This window comes from Lactiplantibacillus sp. B652 (assembly GCF_023806745.1).
Taxonomy (GTDB): Bacteria; Bacillota; Bacilli; order Lactobacillales; family Lactobacillaceae; genus Lactiplantibacillus; species Lactiplantibacillus pentosus.
The window spans coordinates 1-3,061 of record NZ_JAMSKY010000042.1 but is presented as its reverse complement, the minus strand read 5'-3'; the positions used below and the strand labels follow the sequence as shown (position 1 = coordinate 3,061).

Sequence of the window (3,061 nt, the reverse complement as noted above, 5' to 3'; positions counted from 1 at the left end):
TACTGAAATATTAACCACTATTTTGGGAGATTACCTCGCGTACGAAGGCAATTACCAGCATTGCTACGGTATTATCGGTAGCGGTAATCGTAATTTTAATAAGCAGTTTGCACTCACAGCTAAACAATATGCTAAACGCTTCGATTTTCCTTACATTACCGATTTTGAGCTACGTGGCACCGCACACGACATTCCTCGCATTGCCGATGCCATCTTAACCTATCGCAATCAATTTTGTTTTCAAACAACGAAGGAGTAATCCCTAATGGTAACTAGCACCCCAGAAATGGAAAATACCTATTTTTACTTAAATAACCTCGTAAATATCCCAAGCAACGGAGAAATTCCGCTACATTATGATCAAGAAGCCCTAAAGGCTTATTTCGAAGAGACGGTTAAACCGAAGACCAAGCAATTTGATTCGTTAAATGCCAAGTTAAATTACTTGGTTGACGAAGATTATATCGATCCAAGTATCCTGGAACAATACTCTCACAAGTTTGTGCAGTCCTTGTTCGACCAAATGAGAGACCATCACTTTCGTTTTCGCAGCTTTCTCGGTGCCTACAAGTTCTACACACAATATGCCATGAAAACTAATGATGGCCAGCAATTTTTGGAAGACTTTGTCGATCGCGTCGTCTTCAATGCCCTCTATCTCGCTAATGGTGATGAACAACTTGCCAATGACATTGCCGATGAATTGATTTCACAACGTTATCAGCCTGCCACTCCCACTTTCCTCAACGCGGGGAAAAAGCGCCGCGGAGAAATGGTGTCGTGTTTCCTAATTGATATGGCCGATTCCATGCTCTCAATTGGACGTGGCGTTAATTCTGCCCTTCAACTATCTCGAATCGGTGGGGGCGTCGGCGTTAACCTGTCAAACTTGCGCGCCTCAGGTGATCCTATTAAGCAGATTTCCAACGCCTCGTCTGGCGTTGTACCAGTGATGAAGTTACTTGAAGACTCATTTAGCTACAGTAACCAACTTGGGCAACGGAACGGCGCCGGAGTGGTTTATCTCAACGTCTTCCATCCTGACATCTTACATTTTCTGGATACCAAAAAGGAAAATGCGGACGAAAAAATTCGGGTGAAGACCTTGTCCCTCGGTTTGATTGTTCCTGATAAATATTATGAATTACTCAAGACTAACGAACCAATGTATCTTTTTAGCCCCTATGATGTCGAACGTGAATATCGTACGCCATTTGCTTACATCGATATCACCAAAGAATATAACAACATGGTCGCTAACCCCAATATTAAGAAGTCAGTTTTTAACGCGCGGAAACTAGAACAAAAGATTTCTCAACTCCAACAAGAATCTGGTTATCCTTACATCTTGAACATTGATACGGCCAACCAAACTAACCCTGTCGATGGCAAAATTATTATGAGTAACCTTTGTAGTGAGATCTTACAGCCTCAAGAACCGTCAAAACTTGATGATGACCTATCGTACAAGACAACTGGCACCGATATTTCATGTAATCTCGGATCAACCAATATCATGAATATGATTGACTCGCCGGACTTCGGTCACTCAGTTGAGGTTGCTGTTCGTGCGCTCACCCTCGTAACTGACACAACCGACGTTAAGGAAGTACCGACTGTTAAACATGGTAACGAACTTTACCACACGATTGGATTAGGGGCTATGGGTCTGCATACTGCCCTTGCACGCCACCAAATTGAGTATGGCTCACCAGAGGCCCTTGAATTTACTGATGCCTACTTCCTAGCTTTAAACTACTATTCACTCGTTACGAGCAATCGAATTGCCCGTGAACGCCACGAAACCTTCGCTAAATTTGACCAATCAAAGTACGCTGATGGCAGTTACTTCGATCAATACTTGAACGCAGACTTTAAATTTAAGAGTACCAAAGTTGCAAAAATCTTCAAAAATATTAAATTACCATCTGTTACAGATTGGAAGGCACTCAAGCAAGCTGTGATTACTGGCGGCCTTTATCATCGTAATAGACTCGCTGTGGCACCGAACGGGTCAATTTCGTACGTCAATGAAACAAGTGCATCACTTCATCCAATCACACAATTAGTAGAACAACGTCAGGAAAATAAGGTAGGCTCAATCTTCTATCCAGCACCTTACCTGTCTAACGAAACTTTGCCTTACTACACACCCGCATATGATATTGATCAACGAAAAATTATTGACACCTATGCCGTAGCTCAAAAGCACATTGATCAAGGCATGAGTCTGACACTATTTATGCGTTCAGTTTTGAAACCTGACCTTTACGAGTGGAAGGACAATAACAATTTAAAGATGACAACCCGAGACCTTAACCGGTTACGGAATTACGCCTGGACCAAGGGCATCAAGTCACTTTACTACATTCGAACATTCACAGAAGACGACGAAATCAAAACCGCAAATGAATGCGAGTCATGCATGATCTAGGGGATGTATTCAGGGTTAGCGCCCGTTTAACCCACCGACAACACGTTATTGGATCACGGTGCCCGTACACCTGTGAATCCTAACTAGGGAGACGAACAAATAACGATGGACTATTTATACTACAAAGCAATTAACTGGGATGACATTAAAGATAATTTCGATAAATACACGTGGGAACAACTCACCACTAACTTTTGGTTGGACATTCGGATTCCCGTCACGAATGATCAACCAGCTTGGCAACAGCTAGCAGACACTCAACAACAGGCCATTACCCGCATGTTGGCAGGTGCATCGATGTTAGCCGTCTACCAATCAGAGGTCGGCACTCCTGCCATTCGCCATGATCGGCGAACCCAACAAGAAGAATCCGTATTAAATACCATTACCTTCATGAAATCAGTCCATGCCAAAAGCTGTACGACCATTTTCCGGGCTCTGATTCCGGGTAACGGCGGTGAAAGTTTTACTTGGGCAGATGATAATGCCAATCTGCAAGCTGAAATCGACCAACTCGCTCAAACGAGCACCAATGGCACGGCTTTACAAAAAAAAGCCCTTTTTATTTTGACCGAAACTGGCCTTTCATTTGGTAAATATTGGACAACCCTTCAAACCCATTCTCTC

General features: G+C 43.1%; 3 protein-coding genes. All 3 read left to right on the top strand.

The features are described from left to right. Positions 1–259, top strand: a 259-nt coding sequence (locus MZO40_RS16735; protein ID WP_252133465.1) for a class Ib ribonucleoside-diphosphate reductase assembly flavoprotein NrdI, incomplete at its 5' end; no start/stop codon positions are given. A 27-nt stretch (positions 260–286) separates the two neighbouring features. Then, positions 287–2,434: a class 1b ribonucleoside-diphosphate reductase subunit alpha gene (nrdE, locus tag MZO40_RS16730; RefSeq protein WP_057704821.1), complete on the top strand. Its 2,148-nt coding sequence runs from the start codon at positions 287–289 to the stop codon at positions 2,432–2,434. A 105-nt stretch (positions 2,435–2,539) separates the two neighbouring features. Beyond that, a partial coding sequence (locus tag MZO40_RS16725; RefSeq protein ID WP_252133464.1) for a ribonucleotide-diphosphate reductase subunit beta occupies positions 2,540–3,061 on the top strand: 522 nt, incomplete at its 3' end.

Coding starts and splice junctions, on each gene's coding strand:
- nrdE (WP_057704821.1), top strand. CDS start 287: ATGGAAAATACCTATTTTTACTTAAATAACCTCGTAAATATCCCAAGC.